The sequence below is a fragment of the Terriglobia bacterium genome (genome assembly GCA_020072815.1).
Taxonomy (GTDB): Bacteria; Acidobacteriota; Terriglobia; order Terriglobales; family Acidobacteriaceae; genus Angelobacter.
The window spans coordinates 12,930-28,131 of sequence record JAIQGE010000011.1 but is presented as its reverse complement, the minus strand read 5'-3'; the positions used below and the strand labels follow the sequence as shown (position 1 = coordinate 28,131).

General features: G+C 59.5%; 10 protein-coding genes. 6 read left to right on the top strand and 4 right to left on the bottom strand.

The features are described 5' to 3' along the window. Nucleotides 1-21 precede the first annotated feature (21 nt). The 3 genes from LAO20_14690 to LAO20_14680 form a co-directional block, all read right to left on the bottom strand. Entirely contained in the window at nucleotides 22-2,490 is a 2,469-nt protein-coding gene (locus LAO20_14690) for a carboxypeptidase-like regulatory domain-containing protein (GenBank protein ID MBZ5532677.1), read from the bottom strand. Then, complete coding sequence (locus LAO20_14685) at nucleotides 2,487-4,478, bottom strand: hypothetical protein (GenBank protein ID MBZ5532676.1); 1,992 nt, start codon at nucleotides 4,476-4,478, stop codon at nucleotides 2,487-2,489. The genes LAO20_14690 and LAO20_14685 overlap by 4 nt, the downstream gene beginning before the upstream one ends. Before the next feature lie 241 nt (nucleotides 4,479-4,719). Then, complete coding sequence (locus LAO20_14680; protein MBZ5532675.1) at nucleotides 4,720-5,361, bottom strand: hypothetical protein; 642 nt, start codon at nucleotides 5,359-5,361, stop codon at nucleotides 4,720-4,722. A 168-nt stretch (nucleotides 5,362-5,529) separates the two neighbouring features. On the opposite strand from LAO20_14680, the gene LAO20_14675 reads away from it, so the two are divergent. Both LAO20_14675 and LAO20_14670 read left to right on the top strand, forming a co-directional pair. Next, on the top strand, nucleotides 5,530-5,907 hold the full coding sequence (locus LAO20_14675; GenBank protein ID MBZ5532674.1) for a hypothetical protein: 378 nt from the start codon (nucleotides 5,530-5,532) through the stop codon (nucleotides 5,905-5,907). A gap of 277 nt (nucleotides 5,908-6,184) precedes the next feature. After that, complete coding sequence (locus tag LAO20_14670) at nucleotides 6,185-7,867, top strand: CTP synthase (protein MBZ5532673.1); 1,683 nt, start codon at nucleotides 6,185-6,187, stop codon at nucleotides 7,865-7,867. A 497-nt stretch (nucleotides 7,868-8,364) separates the two neighbouring features. Here the strand turns inward: LAO20_14670 and LAO20_14665 are convergent, their stop codons facing one another. Next, on the bottom strand, nucleotides 8,365-10,632 hold the full coding sequence (locus LAO20_14665) for a multicopper oxidase domain-containing protein (protein MBZ5532672.1): 2,268 nt from the start codon (nucleotides 10,630-10,632) through the stop codon (nucleotides 8,365-8,367). Between the two features lie 795 nt (nucleotides 10,633-11,427). Here LAO20_14665 and LAO20_14660 point away from each other — a divergent pair. The 4 genes from LAO20_14660 (at nucleotide 11,428) to LAO20_14645 (ending at nucleotide 15,085) form a co-directional block, all read left to right on the top strand. After that, nucleotides 11,428-12,390 carry a MoxR family ATPase gene (locus LAO20_14660; GenBank protein ID MBZ5532671.1) on the top strand — a complete coding sequence of 321 codons (963 nt, stop codon included), beginning with the start codon at nucleotides 11,428-11,430 and terminating at the stop codon, nucleotides 12,388-12,390. After that, a complete protein-coding gene (locus LAO20_14655; GenBank protein MBZ5532670.1) occupies nucleotides 12,387-12,863 on the top strand; it encodes a DUF4149 domain-containing protein in 477 nt (158 codons plus the stop codon). The genes LAO20_14660 and LAO20_14655 overlap by 4 nt, the downstream gene beginning before the upstream one ends. Nucleotides 12,864-13,241: 378 nt before the next feature. Continuing rightward, entirely contained in the window at nucleotides 13,242-14,327 is a 1,086-nt protein-coding gene (gene ychF / locus LAO20_14650) for a redox-regulated ATPase YchF (protein ID MBZ5532669.1), read from the top strand. A 32-nt stretch (nucleotides 14,328-14,359) separates the two neighbouring features. After that, the gene (locus LAO20_14645; GenBank protein ID MBZ5532668.1) at nucleotides 14,360-15,085 is read left to right on the top strand and encodes a ZIP family metal transporter; all 726 of its coding nucleotides are present in this window, start codon (nucleotides 14,360-14,362) and stop codon (nucleotides 15,083-15,085) included. Nucleotides 15,086-15,202: the final 117 nt, after the last annotated feature.

Genomic DNA, 15,202 nt, shown 5'->3' with positions numbered 1-15,202 from the left:
GCGTAAATTCGCGGCTGATTCTTATTTCGTCCTGTAGTTAAACGTCAGCTTGGTCTCCTCATCCAGCACCAGGGCGCGGGCAAAGAGATACGAATTGCCCGCCCGCGGAACGTCCACCTGCACCGGCAGCACGCCGGATACTTTCTTTTGCAGGTTGAAGACGTTGGCCGACGCCTGGTTCTGTTGCTCCACCAGTTGTTTCCTGGCGTCGCGGTCTTTTTTCTTGTCGCTGCTGCGGCCGCCCGAACCACTTGAGTTCACTCCGGCATAGGTGGTCAAGGCGTTTCCGCTGAACGTTTGGGTGACTTGCGACTGCGACGTGTCAATCATCGGCGCTTCCGCGGTGACTTCCACCGTGGTGGTGGTTGCGCCGACGACGAGCTTGGTCACGCCCATCGAGCCGCCGCGACTGGCGTTGTAATCCAACGCGGCGTACGTGGCCGTCTTGAAATAGCGCGCCGAGATTTCAACTTTGACTCTGCCGGAGCGGACGCTGGCGATCCTCCAGGAGCCCGAGCTGTCCGTGGTGGCGGTGTAGACCACGCCGGTGTCCTGGTTTATCACTTTCACTTGCGCTCCGGAAATGACCGCTCCTTGCTGGTCGGTAACCACGCCGGTCAGGTAACCCGCTGCACTCGCTCCGCCGTCAGGCCGTGCTTCCTCGACGCCGGGAACGACGCCGGGAACAAAGACGGCCAGGTTGTCGAGACCTTCATTTTCCTGGATGCCGGCAAACGCGGACGTGGGCGTTCCGAAACTGCCAGTTCCAGACTTGGTCTCCACGCTGACTACGCTCCCTCGTTGCAGCAGGTTCATGGCGATGGCGTCGCCGCTAAAGTCCTTCACCTTGTACTGCTCCGGCAGAAACACTTCCCACTGCAGCAGGCTGATGGGGACGTCCATGCTGGGCAGCGCCAGTTCTGATCCGCCTTTTTTGGCGAACGGCGCGCCCGAGTGCATGAACACAAACGTGACTTCGTAAGCGCCCGTGGGACGGAAGCCGGCGCGCAACAGGGGCACGCGATTGCCGTCCGTTCCCTGCACCGGTTTCACTTTCTCGCCGGCCACTTCGGCGGAAAGAATCGTCGCCCCCGCGGGCAAGTCAACTTTCAGGAACGGCTGTGCCTGGTTCTTCACCGTGAGCTTGACTTCGGTGAGCGAACGGCCTTCCGTGGTGACCAGCGTGGTGACCACGGCGCGCTCGGCCACCGCGGCCAGCACCGAGCTGTCCGGGAAGCGGACCCACGCCAGCGCCAGCTTGGGAACTTCATTGGGCTGGCGATGGAAGCGGAACGCTGCGTGCATCGGATAGCGCGCCAGCGATCGCAGATACGGGTTGGCTTCTTTCACGTCCATGCGCTTCAGGCTCCCGCCTTCGGTGGACGTCAGCTCCATAGCTCCGGTGCCTTCCACCAGGACCTCGCCGGTTTCACGCTGCGTATCTTTGAAATTCAGAAATGGAGTTTCCAATTTGGCGACGCCGGCCAGCGGCTTCTCCATGGTGATGAGGAACTGGTGGGAGCGCGGCGCGCTGGCGTTGAGCTTGACGATGAGTTCGTCGCCCGTGATCTCGCTGCCTTCCACGGTGGCGCCGCTGACGTCAGTGATTTCGTAGTCGGTGGGCACGGTGATCTTGAATTCAGTGGGATCACCTTGCACCACAGTCACGTCGGCCAGGGCGGCCAGGCGCAGGTCAGATTCGGTGACGGTGACCAGCGTCTTCACGTCAGAAAGGAAGCGGACTTCCTTGGGCACCACCGGCGCGGCGAGTTCGCGCGTCTGCCACCAGATGCTGGCCGGCTGTCCCGGGACCAGCGCGGCTTCCACCGTGGTCTGGCCGTTGGCGGAAGTGCGGTTGGTGATCAGGCCGGGGCTGATGCGCACGTTGGTGTGGTCGCCGGGGATGACCAGCGACAGCCGCACGCTGCCCGCCGCGGGAACCGGCAAGCTGAATTGCGCGCGTCCGGCTTCAATGGTCATTGGCATGCCGGCATCGAGTGCGACGGAAAATTCCGCCGGGCCACTCAGGATTGCCATTGCCGTGGAGCCTTCCTGGAGAAGCGGCAGCGTCTTTCCTTCTTTCCCGTTGGGGCCTTCCTGCTTCGCATTCAGGATGGTCATGCCGCTGGTGAGCGGGACTTTGGCTGACCCTTTGCCGAAGATCTCTCCATCGAGTTGCACCGAGCCCAGAACAGATCCCTCGGCCACGTGCAGCTTTAGATCAGCGCGCTTGAGCGTGTACGAAACGGGCGGCACGTCATGTTTGCGCGCAGCCTTGTTCGCCAGGTCCACCAGGCGGTCATACTCTCCCAGCGTAAGCGTGACGTTGCCGGTGGCGGGCAGCGGCAGAGCGGGCGCCGGAGCCTTCTCCGCAGCCGAAGCCGTCGTTGAAGCGAAGAGCGTTGAAGCGACCACAGAGAAGATCATGGTGAAAACTATGAATTGCTTGAGAGTGTTCATGGCGTTGTTGAGTGTCTTTGTGAAGTTCATCTTCCACCGTCCTTCTTGTCGCGCTGATAGCTGAGTTCAATGGCTGGGGCCTGGTTCTCCGCCGTCAGTTCGGAAACCAGAAACACTGACGAGCCAAAAGCCGGAAACGAGACATGCACCGGCAAGACTTTGGCTTCTTTGCCGCCGGCAAATTTGGCGCGGTAGTCGTCGAGCAGAGCCCTGGCGGGGGCGGATACGGGCTTGTCGTTAATCTCGCCTTTCGTTTTTCCGAACTCAGAACCGTATTCCTTGTAATGCAGATCAATTCCGCTGCCGACGCCCACCGGCTGGAACGCCACCGACATCGGTCTGGTGTACGGCTCCACGCGGAACGGACCCGGCTCTGACGTCACATGAAACTGCGGCGAGTGATAGAGCACCAGGCCGGTGCGCGAAATAGGGAGATCCAGCGCAGGCAGCGCCATGCGGACCTTGCCGCGGTCCGTCCACTTGCTTTCGCGGACTAGATACAGCACTTCCACCGCGAAGACCGGAGCGTCGTCGCCGGCGCGGGATTTTTCGAGTGGCAGGAGCAGGCCGCCGTCCGGCGCTTGCCCGGGACGGACTGGCCTTCCGGCAAGCGACGCGCTCCAAATCGTTGCGCCCGCGGGCAGTGTGAGCTTCAGGAAATTCCGCTGGTTGTTGCGGACGGCGTACCGCGCCTGCACCAGGGTCTTGCCTTCATTGCTCAGCAGCACCTGATAACGCGCCTCTTCAATGTTGGCCATCATCACAGCCTGCTGTTCGTAGCGGGCCACGTTCACGGTGAGCGAGCGCGCGGACTTGGCGTCGCCGGAGCGGAAGCGGAACGCCACCAGGGACGGCGACTGGCGGCCGGCCACCATCTCGCCCAGGTCGGAGGCGTCCACGTTCTCCAACCCTTGCAACTTCTGGTCTTTGATCTCGCCCGCGCCCAGGACTTCCACGGCAATGCCGCCGGAATCGCGCTCCGCGTTGAGCAGGCGCATCAGCGGGACTTCGATCTTGCCTTCGCGCGGCGTGCGCGTTTCTCCGGTGATGACAAAGCGCGCGCTTTGTTCGACCGGCTCGAGGAATGTGACGGCAAGTTCGCCGGACTTGATTTCCCAGTCGGCGACCATGGCCCCGGTGACCTGGTTGACGGTGACTTTGTCGGGAAGCTGTATGCGAACTTCTTTAGCGGCGCCTTGCAGAATCTCCAGGCTGACTTCGGCGTAGACCGACGTTGCGTCTTCGCCCAGCCCGAGCAATTCAGTCAACGATCCGCGCAGACGCAGCGGCTGGGTCTGGCGATGGTCGTCCATTTTGCGGCGCCATGTGAGGGTGAGCGGTTCGCCGCCGCGCGCGTACGCCAGCCACTTGCTCTCCGCGCCGGTTTCTTGTTTTTCCGCCAGCAGGCCGCCACTCAGCTTCACGTCCACGCCCTGGCGGGGAAGCTGAATGGAAGCGCGCGTGACGCCGGAAGTTGTGGAAGGCAGCGAGATGCTCTCCTCGCCGGCGGAAGCATTCACCGGCAGCGCGATGTCCAGCAACAGAAGGGCGCGTCCGGTGTGAGACAGCATGGCGGATAGCTGGCTACCGCTTTTGCCCGCCGGGCCGGGGACCAGCGAGACCAGTTTGCCGTCAAGCCGGGCTTCGCGCACCAGCAGGCCGCTGGGAATGGCCACACGCACCCAGCCGTCTTTGATCACGTCCACGGTGAGGCTGGCGCGGCCGGTAGCCAGGTCGCCGACGATGCGCAGGTCATAGTCCACGCGAGTGAGCGTGGCTTCCACCGGAGGCGGCTCAGGTTCGCGCTCAGCGGGAAACGCCCGGGCGCGAAGATGCTGGTATTCGTCCACCGGGATGACGACCCAGCCGAGTGCTGCCGGCGCTGGCGCTGGTTCCTGTGCATGAGCGGTAAGCGCGGCGACGAACAAAGTTGCCAGCGCGAAAGAGAGGGCGACGATCAGCGGCTCTCTCAGCGATGAAAAGATGTAATTGCGTGACAAGTTGGTTGACGTTCTCATAGAGAATGCCTTTCGTTTTTGGGAAGTAGATATGGCTTGCTTGGTTTGCGTGATAAAAGTCGCGTGGCGGACGGGGAACGACACGGCATTCGGAACAACCACGAACGCCGCCGCAGCGCACTAAGTCAGGAATCACAGTTCCTTACCTTCTGAAACAGCTTGGGGCCTGGTGGTGGTGGCTGAAGTAAGAACGCCGAGGGAGGAAATCTTGCGGGGAAAATTGCTGAATTGCTTGCGTCTCTTAGTAATGAGGTGAAAGAGAAGAGCTATAAATGATTTGAACGGGGCGCCTTAGATAGGGCGTAGTAATGGTGGCATCCGAGCCATTGTCCAGGTGATAGACGAACACATAAAGCTCCCTGCCGATATCTGCGTCCGGACGGCCACAATGTTCGACGATCTGCTGCATAGACGATCCAGAAGGAAGAGCCTGAAAGCACTCCACATTTCGCGCTTTGGCCGGCGGAAAATGGAACAAGTAGTCGACGCTCTTGATGGCCCGGTGAGTGACGGTATCGTGCACCCAGGTTCGTTGCGCATCTTCCCAGGTTTCCCAAAAAACATCGCGGCCAAACTTCCGCTTTGTGGCTTCTATAACCACCTGATCGTACGCGTCGGCATAGGCAACCAGGGACTTCGAGACGATGCAATCTGCGATAGCCTCAAACTCAATTGCATAACGCTGTTTCAGCAGACGGGCATACTCGGTTCGTTCAGGAGGCGGCAGGCCATAGCCGAGAATCTTATGGTGTCCGTGCGCGATGTCGAGCCGCGCATGGAGGCGCCCGCGCGCCACTGCAGATGCGTCCCAGGCGATATCGAATACAACCAGTGCGACCACGAAAAGAACAGCTCCAATGAGCACCTTCGGACCAGTCTTCATGCGATGTATTCTTGACGATTTGTCATTGTATAGGTTAGAGAACGACTTCGCAGTGATTTCTTGCTTGCAATTAGGCGATCCGCGAAGAACGTCAAATGATCGCTCCGTTATCAGCCTTGACCCAGGGCTCCAGGCGGCGCAGACTTGAATTGAGTACGCGAGGTTTCCATGGCTTTCAGCAGATGCCCACGATGCGATCATCAGGTAAGCACCCCTGTCACCTATGACTGGTCTGCGTGGTCGAAGCTGGCCTGCCCGAATTGCAAGGCCCGGCTGGAGCGCACACGGTCCCGGGCATCGTGGCTGATTCTGCCTCTGGTGCTGTCCTCTACCACGTTCGGTTTCCTGGCGGGCTGGCTGCGGCCGCTGCCTTTCATGGCTGGCGTCTTCTTCGGGTTGCTGATTGCCGGCTATGTTGGCGCAATTATTTTGCTGATTTGGGATTGGCGCCGCCCCAGATTGCTGGTCCGCAAGAAGTTGCCGCAGCCGGAAATCAGGCTCAACCTGGACCTGAAGGGCCAAGACAAAATTCGGAAAATTCGCTGACGTTTTGTTCGATTGATGCGGTCCTCAGTTTGATCAAGTTGCGTCCTCCGCTGGAGATTGGATTGAAAAAGTCAATAATGTACCCTCCTTTCCACAGCCCTCTTCTTGTATAATTACTCGTGCACCCCAATTGGTTTCACGGCCACTGGAGAAATCCACTTTCGAGCCGGGGAGCAGCACCCTCAAAATTCAGTTTCGCGCCCGCCTGCATAAGGCCGGGTTCCGTCTGTTTCACTCAGCACGACCTACATAACCAATCCATTTGTGCGAGGAGTTCATGGCAGCGAAATATATTTTCGTGACCGGCGGCGTTGTGTCTTCACTCGGCAAGGGCCTGGCGGCGGCCAGCATGGGTTGTCTGCTGGAGAGCCGCGGGCTCAAGGTCAACCTGATGAAGTTTGACCCTTACCTGAACGTTGATCCGGGGACCATGTCGCCGTTCCAGCACGGCGAGGTCTTCGTTACCGACGACGGCGCGGAAACCGACCTGGACCTGGGCCACTACGAGCGGTTCACCCACGCCAAGCTCTCGCGCGACAACAACTGGACCACCGGCCGCATTTACGAGCAGATCATCACCAAGGAGCGCCGCGGCGACTACCTGGGCAAGACCGTGCAGGTGATTCCGCACGTGACCAACGAGATCAAAGCGGCCATGAAGAAGGTGGCGCAGGACGTGGACATTGTCCTGGTGGAAATTGGCGGCACCGTGGGCGATATCGAGTCGCTGCCTTTCCTGGAGGCCATCCGTCAGATGCGCCAGGAGCTGGGTCGCGAGAACACGCTGTTCGTCCACGTGACGTTGGTGCCGTGGATCGGCGCGGCGGGCGAGCTGAAGACCAAGCCCACGCAGCACTCGGTGAAGGAGCTACTCAGCATCGGAATCCAGCCGGACATCCTGCTGTGCCGCACTGACCGTTTCCTGTCGCGCGACCTGAAAAGCAAGATCGCGCTGTTCTGCAACGTGGAAGAAGGCGCGGTGATCACGGCGAAAGACGTGGCTTCGATTTACGAAGTCCCGCTGGTGTTCGCCAAAGAAGGCGTGGACGCGCTCCTGCTGAAATACCTCCGCATGGAAGCCAAAGAGCCGGACCTGGCGCGCTGGGAAGAACTGGTCCACAAGATCTACAACCCCAAAGATGAAGTCCACATTGGGATTGTGGGCAAGTACGTGGAGTATGAAGACTCCTACAAGTCTCTGAAGGAAGCGCTGGTGCACGGCGCGACGGCGCAGAATTTGAAACTCAACCTGACCTGGGTGGAAGCTGAAGGTTTGGAAAACAAAGACGCCGCTAATCGCGATTACGAAGTCCAGTTGGAAGGCTTTGACGGCATCCTGGTCCCGGGCGGCTTCGGCAAGCGCGGTATCGAGGGCATGCTGAACGCCATCCGCTATGCGCGCGAGAAGAAGATTCCGTACTTTGGCATTTGCCTGGGCATGCAGACGGCGTGCATTGAGTTTGCCCGCAACGTCTGCGGTCTGGAAGACGCCGATTCCAGCGAATTCAATCAGGCCACGCCGCACCGCGTGATCTACAAGCTGCGCGAGCTGCGCGGCATTGACGAGCTGGGCGGCACCATGCGTCTGGGCGCGTGGACGTGCAAACTGGAACCCAACAGCCAGGCGGCCAAGGCGTATGGCAAGACGGAGATCAGCGAGCGCCATCGCCACCGCTATGAGTTCAATCGCGAATATGAAGCCATTTTGACCGGCGGCGGCCTGCGGCTCACCGGCAGCACGCCGGACGGCACGTACGTGGAAATCGTGGAGATCCCCGATCATCCTTATTTCCTGGGCTGCCAGTTCCACCCGGAATTCAAGTCGAAGCCGCTGGAGCCGCATCCGCTGTTCAACGCATTCATCAAGGCGTCGTATGCGAACGGGCGGGCGCGACGCGACAGCCGGGTGAACGAAGAAGTGGAGATGTTCAGAAGGCCGGAGAAGATTGTGGGACGCTAGGAAATTATTTTGATTCGTCATCCTGAGGGCCATGAGCGAGCATGCGCTTTTACCAGCATGCGAGTAGGCCCGAAGGACCTTGTGCTGTGCTAGAAAAACGCAAGGTCCCTCGGGCCTACTTCCACCCCAATCGCGCAAAAGCGGCGCGATCGGGGACCCCGGACTCGCAAGCTGAAGAAAACGCTTGCTCGCAAAACGGCCCTCAGGATGACGGTTCATCAAATTGGTAGTTCTCACGCACTCTCTGAAGGCCGGCTCCATCCCGCAGGGGCCAAGCAACCGGGAAACAGCCATTCTGCGCGCACTCAGCGCGGTTTGGTCCATCACAAAAAAATAAGCGCCCGACTGGGAGAGAAATCTTCTCGCGAAGATTCTCTCCACGAAAATGAGTCGGAGCGCAGCCAAAATTTTGGACCGGCGAACCACCTGCCCACTGCGCATTTGAGCGCGTTGGGGCGGGCGGCTCGCCGGCCAGTTGTTAAGCCACAGCCTTCCGGTTAGAAGGCGGTGGGAGCGATGTCGTCCGGTGGAACGAAGCTGACGCCTTGCGGGGTCGGGATCGGCGTCGGCAGCGGCCGCAGGAATGGCGCGCCTCCGTTGTCGATTTCCCAACGAACCAGCATGGCATTGTCTTCATGCACGGTGTTGTGGCAGTGCTCCATGAACATGCCGCCCCAATCACGGAACTGCATGGTCAAGGTCACGCTGCCGCCCGGACGCAGGCGATACACGTCTTTGCGGCCCTTTTCCCACGCCGGAACGTTGGAAGCGCTACCGTTGCGGGCCAGGATCTGGCCTTCTTCAAAGTGGATGTGGATCGGGTGATCCCAGCCACCGCCACCGTTGACCAGGGTCCACACCTCGCGGCTGCCGTAGCTCGGGGCTGCCGAGACGCGACCGAAGCTGGCGTTCAGCATCGGGCCGTTGTCGGTCGCCACACCCCATGGGCCAGTCTGTCCGCCAGCGCCGGTGAAGTAGGCCGCGGGGTCGCCCGGGGGCAGGGGTTGTGAAGCGCCACTGCCGAACAGGAACGTCCGCGTCCGCGAAACCGGAATGTTGGACAGATCCGGGTTGGGAATGAGGACCGCCGGCACCTGGCTATGGTCAGGCTGGGACGGGTTGCGCACGATGCGGAACTCCAGGAACTTGCCAACGCAAGGATCGCTGGACTGGCCAGAAAGCGCCTGGGCCAGAGTCAGGTCCTGGTTGGGTTTCTTGCCGTCCTTGTGTTCGCACACGTTGACCATCCAGACTTTGTCTCCAACTTTGTAGCGGGAGAAGTCAATGACCCAGTCGTAGCGCTCGGCAATGCCCTGCTCGTCCGAGAGGGCTTGCACCACCGGTTGAGGCAGAAGGTTGCCGTCGTTCCCGATCTGGATCATCGTGGAACCGTCAGACAGCCCATACTTGAAGAAGCGGGAAACGCTGGCGTTCAAGATGCGGAAGCGGTACTTGCGGCGCTCCACTTCAAAGAACGGCTTGTACGTGAGGTTCACGCACATCAAGTCGCCCAGGAATCCGTCAAACTGGAAGATGTCCATTTCAAGCTGGCCGTTGGCATCGAAGGCCTTCTCGTTGAACATTAGGTTGACGTCATATTCCAGGTTGCCCCAGTCCTTCGCCGTGCCCGAGGGCAGACGCAGGTTGACGCCATCATTGATGGACTCGTTGCCACGATCCAGGCCGCTGTAGATGTTGAACATGGCAGCGTTGCCCTTGTACACGTTCTGCGAAGTGAAGCTGAACATGTGATCGTGGAACCAGTGCGTGGACATGGTTTCGTGCCAGTCACCAGGAATCTTGGTGAGGCCGCCGCTGCCGTCCGGGCTCGAAGCGCGGATGTCGGTAGCGTCAGTGTTGACGGAGCGGAGACCAGCCAGCACTACAGGCCAGTGATAGTCGTAGAACTGACCTGGGAAGAAGAACGCGCCGGTAAAGCCGTCATTCTCCGCGCCGTGGTGGCCGTTGTGCTCGTGGGTGGAGATGGTGTTTCGACCGAAACCGTTGTTCTGCGTCACGTCAGCCGGCAACTGGTTGTGATGGCGGAACAGGAGCGGCTCCATGTAACGGGCAACAACCAACTTGGGCGGAATGGTTCCATTGAAGGTCCAAACCGAATTGGGGTCTTGCGTCGGAAAGCCGGGATGGAACTTACACGGCAAGGGCTGCGTGGGGTCAATCCCTGAGTTGAACTGGGAAGCCACACCAGGGTTGTAAACGGTGTTGGTCTGGGCCTGCGCCTGGGACATCTCGACGGAAACCTTGGGCGGGAACAGATTGAACTGCTGGTGCGCCCAAATGTCTCCCGGCGGACGGCCTTCAATGGGGCCTGTGCCGCCGCCCAGAACCGCTGGAACGGGCTGCTGGGTCTGGTTGGCCTGCGCGGTGGGAACCGGCGTAAGGTCTCCACCCAGTGGATTATTTCCGCGGGGAATCAGGTCAAACCGCGGCATCGGCGTGCTGAACGGTTGAACGCCGAACGTCGGGCTCGGTGCAAAACCAGTGGGAATGCCGCTGCCCGGATTAAGTCCTCCTGGTGTGAGGGGGGTGACCACCTGTCCGTCGGCTTTGCTGACGAAAGGACTGAGTCCATGAATGGGAGCAATAGCCCCTGCGGTTGTGAAGAGGCCCCACTTTACGAGTTCTCTACGGGTGACCTTGCCTTGCGAGTAGGCCTTCAGGATTTCGGCCCGATTCCTCTTTGCGTTCTCCGCTTCCCTCAGTCGCGCCTTGGACGCGTCTTTGGGAAGATAAAAAATACTCATAGCTGCGCTCCTATCGGTTCGTTTTTGGTCTGGAAATTTCCGAAGGGATTCTTCCTGGCTAAGGCGTGAATAGCCCTGCGGATTCCGCTTGTCGGCTCGCTTAGCGGAGAAAAGGCCGGAAGAACATCGCGTTAGGCTCAACGAAACTCACAAAAAACCTTGCAAGCATCGCTCAGCGAAAGTTAAGCCGCTGGCAGCTTAAATGGCCCTACATTAGATAAATATTAGATTTGGATTAAAATTTCTAATGTTTAGAAATGTCTTAAGTTATTGATAATATTTACTTTAACTATCAGATGGGGCTCCGGCGATCATTCCAAGCGACGGTAAGCTGTTGTTTCTTAAGTACACAAGAAGTTCGTTCCAGCCATGTAAAATTCTGGTAAGGCACGCGGTGGGTCCCCTATGCAGAATGGAGCATCCCAGCGAGGCACGGTCTCGACTGGTCGCCTAGGCAGCGGGGAATCTCTTGCAAAAAAGAGCTTTCAGCGCAGAGAGCGCCGAGGAATCTGAACCAGGTTTCGCCGCGGAAATAGAAGCGTCAGTTCGACAAACATCCGGCGCGCCGAGATGCGATCTTGATCTTGCTTGCGCAACTCTTGCCTAAGGCCAATCGCCAATAGCCAAAAGCCAGCTTCTGGTTACTTTCGGAACCGGACGCAACGCCTTGAGTAACTTGAGAAGAACGAACCTGTGCAAGCATAGTAAGCAGCAGCGTTCAAAGAAATGATACCGTTCACGAAGACCGTTGAGCCCCCAGGGGTTGCCAGCGGCTATACAATAGAATCCAAGCCCATGGCTCCAACTCAGATTCAGACCTCTCCCGGCACTCGCGCCACAGCGATTGAGCAGTCTCTGCGCAGCATCATCCGCGGCAATGACGAAGTCGTCCGCCTGGCGCTGGTCGCGCTGCTGGCGCGCGGACACCTGCTGATTGAAGGTGTGCCCGGTGTAGGCAAAACCACGCTGGCGCACGCGCTGGCGCGGGCCCTGGACTGCACCTTCCAGCGCCTCCAGTTCACCTCTGACATGCTGCCCTCTGACGTTCTGGGCATATCGATCTATTCCGCGGTGGAGCAGCAATTTGAATTCAAGCCCGGCCCGGTGTTCACCAACATCCTGCTGGCCGATGAGATCAACCGCACCACGCCCAAGACGCAGTCGGCGTTGCTGGAAGCCATGAACGAAGGCCAGGTCACCATGGACGGCCACTCTCATCCGCTGCCGCAGCCCTTCATCGTGGTGGCGACGCAGAACCCGGTGGAACACCACGGCACGTATCCGCTTCCTGAGTCGCAACTGGACCGCTTCCTGCTTCGCGTGCGCATGGGTTATCCGGAAGCTTCCAGTGAGCGCGAGATCCTGCGTTCTGAAGTCGGCGCCGCGCGCCTGGACGACGTGAAGCCGGTGGCCAGCGGTGAGGACGTGATATCCATGCAGAACGAGGCCACCCATGTCAAAGTGGACGATTCTCTGGTGGACTACGCGCTGCAAATCGTGAAGCGCACGCGCGAATCGGAATCTTTGGCGCTGGGCGTTTCGCCCCGCGGCGCGCTCATGTTGTTTCGCGCCGCCCAGGCCATGGCCTATTTGGATGGACGCAAATTCGCCACGCCGGCGGACTTCAAATCGCTGGCTGTGCCGGTATTCTCCCATCGCGTGGTGGTCAACGCCCGCTACTCTTCCACGCTGCGAAAGTCCGAGCAGTCCGAGATCATCATCAAGGACATTGTGCAGAGCGTCCACGTGCCGGTATGAGCTGGCTACGGACCTTGATGCTGCTGGCGCTGATTACCTGGATCGGCGGGATCATCTTCTTCTCTTTCGTCCTGGCGCCCACGGTCTTTTCCGTTCTTCCCTCGCGCGAGCTCGCCGGGAACGTGGTGAATCCCAGCCTGAACCGCCTGCACTGGATGGGAATCGCCTGCGGGCTGGTCTTCCTGCTTTGCTCGCTGCTTCACAACCGGATGCAGCACGCGCCGTTCCGCGCCGTTTCCGGCGTTCACATCCTGGCCGTGTTGATGCTGGCGCTGACGTTGATCTCGCTTTTCGTGATCACCCCGCGCATGGCCGCGCTGAGAAAAGATATGGGCGTGATTGACAACATCTCTCCATCCGACCCGCGACGCGTGGAGTTCAACCGGCTTCATGTCTGGTCCACCCGGAGCGAAGGCGGCGTGTTCTTCTTAGGATTGGCGGTAGTAGTTCTCACGGCGCGAAGATTCAAGTAAATCCACTGCCAGCTCTACCTGCTGACCTTGTACGTTTCGACCTCTATCAAACTCCGCTTTCCCTTGCCCTATCACAGGTTAGCCTTCTTCTCCTGTTACAATTTTGGATCGTACCCAGAAGCTGATCGCTAACGGCTCATTGCCAATTGGCCTTTAAAATAAGGGCGAGGCCGACCACGCACCGAGCCCGCTGCATCAGGCGCGGGATGGAGCTTACAAGTACGGCACCCGCTGGCGGTTTGGAGCGCAGCGAGAGGGCACCATTCCTAGATATTTAAGGGCGAGGCCGACCACGCGCCGAGCCCGCTGCATCAGGCGCTGGATAGAGCTAACAACGATGAGAACCGCTGGCGGTTTGGAGCGCAGCGACAGGACAAAATGAAGACAGGCATCATCGGGCTGCCCCAGGTGGGCAAGACCTCTCTGTTCAAAATCCTGACCAAGGCTGATATTTCAGGCCGAAGCTTCGCCAACCCGCGGGAAGCTCACCTGGGGATCGCCAAGGTTCCAGACGACCGTCTGGACCGCTTGGCGGCGCAGTACAACCCCAAGAAGCTGACGCACGCCACCGTGGAATACGTGGACGTGGCGGCCATTGGCCAGGAAGCGCTGAAGGAAACCGCCTTCCTCACCAACCTCCGGACAGTAGACGCGCTGGCCCACGTGCTGCGCGCCTTTGACAATCCAGCCATCGCCCACGTCGGCGAGATTGATCCGTTACGCGACGCCAAGAGCGTGGACTTCGACCTGATCGTCAGCGACCTGGGCCAGGTGGAAAAACGCCAGGAGCGTTTGGAAAAAGACCTGAAAAAGATGAAGAACCCGGAGTTGGAGCGCGAGTTTGATCTCATCAAGCGCTGCAAGGAACATCTGGAGAAAGAGCTGCCGCTGCGCGAAATGGAACTCGCGGCAGACGATGAGAAACGCATCCGCGGCTTCATGTTCCTGAGCCAGAAGCCCATCCTGTACGTGCTCAACATCAATGAGTCGCCCAACCTGGGCGCCGACCTGGAACAGGCCGTGGAGAAATACAAGCTGGCGGAAATCGCGGCGCGCAAGAACGCCGGCGCCACCGCCATCTGCGGGCGCGTAGAGGCCGACCTAGCGGAGATGAGCGACGAAGAATCGCAGGAATTCCTGGCCAGTTATGGCCTGAAGGAGAGCGGCCTCACCCGCCTGATCCGCAAGACGTACGAACTGCTGGGCGTGATTTCCTTTTTCACTATCGGCGAAGACGAATGCCGCGCCTGGACGGTGCCGAAGAATTCCCGCGCGCAGGCCGCAGCCGGGGCCATCCACTCTGATTTAGAGAAGCATTTCATCCGCGCCGAAACCATTCATTGGGACAAGCTGCTGGAGTCCGGGTCAGAAGCCAACGCGCGCGCCAAAGGTTTGTTGCGTCTGGAAGGCAAGGAATACATCGTGCAGGACGGAGACGTCATGCACATCCGCCACAGCGGGTAATTCTCAGGGGCGAATCGGGCAAACAACTTTTCATGGGCTCCATTACGACAAGCATCTTGCTGGGACTGCTGGCCGCCGCCGCCAACGCCTTTGGCGGGGCGGTGATTGTCCAGAAAGACTGGGACCAGCGGTATCTGCGATATTTCATCGCGGTGGGCGCGGGCTTCATGCTGAGCACGTCGCTGCTGGAGATGTTGCCGGAGAGCATTCGCGTCTCCGGACCCAGCGCGCCGCTGCTGCTGCTGGCGGGCTATTTCATCGTCCACTTTTTCGAGCACACCGTCACCGCGCACTTCCATTTTGGCGAAGAGACCCACAAGGAAGAATTCTCTGACGGCCACCGCGTGTACTCGGTGATTTTCGGGCTGGTGATCCACACTTTCTTTGACGGTATCGCCATCGCCTCAGGATTTCTCGTGTCAAGCTGGCTGGGCTGGGTCATCTCCCTGGCGGTGCTGCTGCACAAGATTCCCGAGGGATTTACCGCGTCTTCCATCATGCTGGCCGGCGGTCACAGCAAGCGAGTGGCGTGGCTGGCGTCGGCGATGCTGGGTGTTGCGACTTTCCTTGGGGTGTTGACGGTCACCGTCTTTACCCGATCACTCCGCGCCGGGCTGCCCCTCTCCGCCGGAGTAACGCTTTACGTGGCGGCTTCTGACCTGATTCCGGAAGTCAACCGCGAACCCGGCACCCTGGTGGCGCTGGCGGTCTTTGCGGGGGTAGGAATGTTCTTGCTACTTCAGCATTTCTTCCACTAATGAAATTGGGTAAATGAATAAATTGGTAAGTTGGTAATTGAGCGCTCCCCAACTTGATCTTCACAAGCGGGGCGCCAGGAGCCATCAAGACCGCCGAGGACAACGCGGTCCGTTTTT

Coding starts and splice junctions, on each gene's coding strand:
- LAO20_14665 (MBZ5532672.1), bottom strand. CDS start 10,632: ATGAGTATTTTTTATCTTCCCAAAGACGCGTCCAAGGCGCGACTGAGG.
- LAO20_14690 (MBZ5532677.1), bottom strand. CDS start 2,490: ATGAACTTCACAAAGACACTCAACAACGCCATGAACACTCTCAAGCAA.
- LAO20_14645 (MBZ5532668.1), top strand. CDS start 14,360: ATGGGCTCCATTACGACAAGCATCTTGCTGGGACTGCTGGCCGCCGCC.
- LAO20_14685 (MBZ5532676.1), bottom strand. CDS start 4,478: ATGAGAACGTCAACCAACTTGTCACGCAATTACATCTTTTCATCGCTG.
- LAO20_14670 (MBZ5532673.1), top strand. CDS start 6,185: ATGGCAGCGAAATATATTTTCGTGACCGGCGGCGTTGTGTCTTCACTC.
- LAO20_14655 (MBZ5532670.1), top strand. CDS start 12,387: ATGAGCTGGCTACGGACCTTGATGCTGCTGGCGCTGATTACCTGGATC.
- ychF (MBZ5532669.1), top strand. CDS start 13,242: ATGAAGACAGGCATCATCGGGCTGCCCCAGGTGGGCAAGACCTCTCTG.
- LAO20_14660 (MBZ5532671.1), top strand. CDS start 11,428: ATGGCTCCAACTCAGATTCAGACCTCTCCCGGCACTCGCGCCACAGCG.
- LAO20_14680 (MBZ5532675.1), bottom strand. CDS start 5,361: ATGAAGACTGGTCCGAAGGTGCTCATTGGAGCTGTTCTTTTCGTGGTC.
- LAO20_14675 (MBZ5532674.1), top strand. CDS start 5,530: ATGGCTTTCAGCAGATGCCCACGATGCGATCATCAGGTAAGCACCCCT.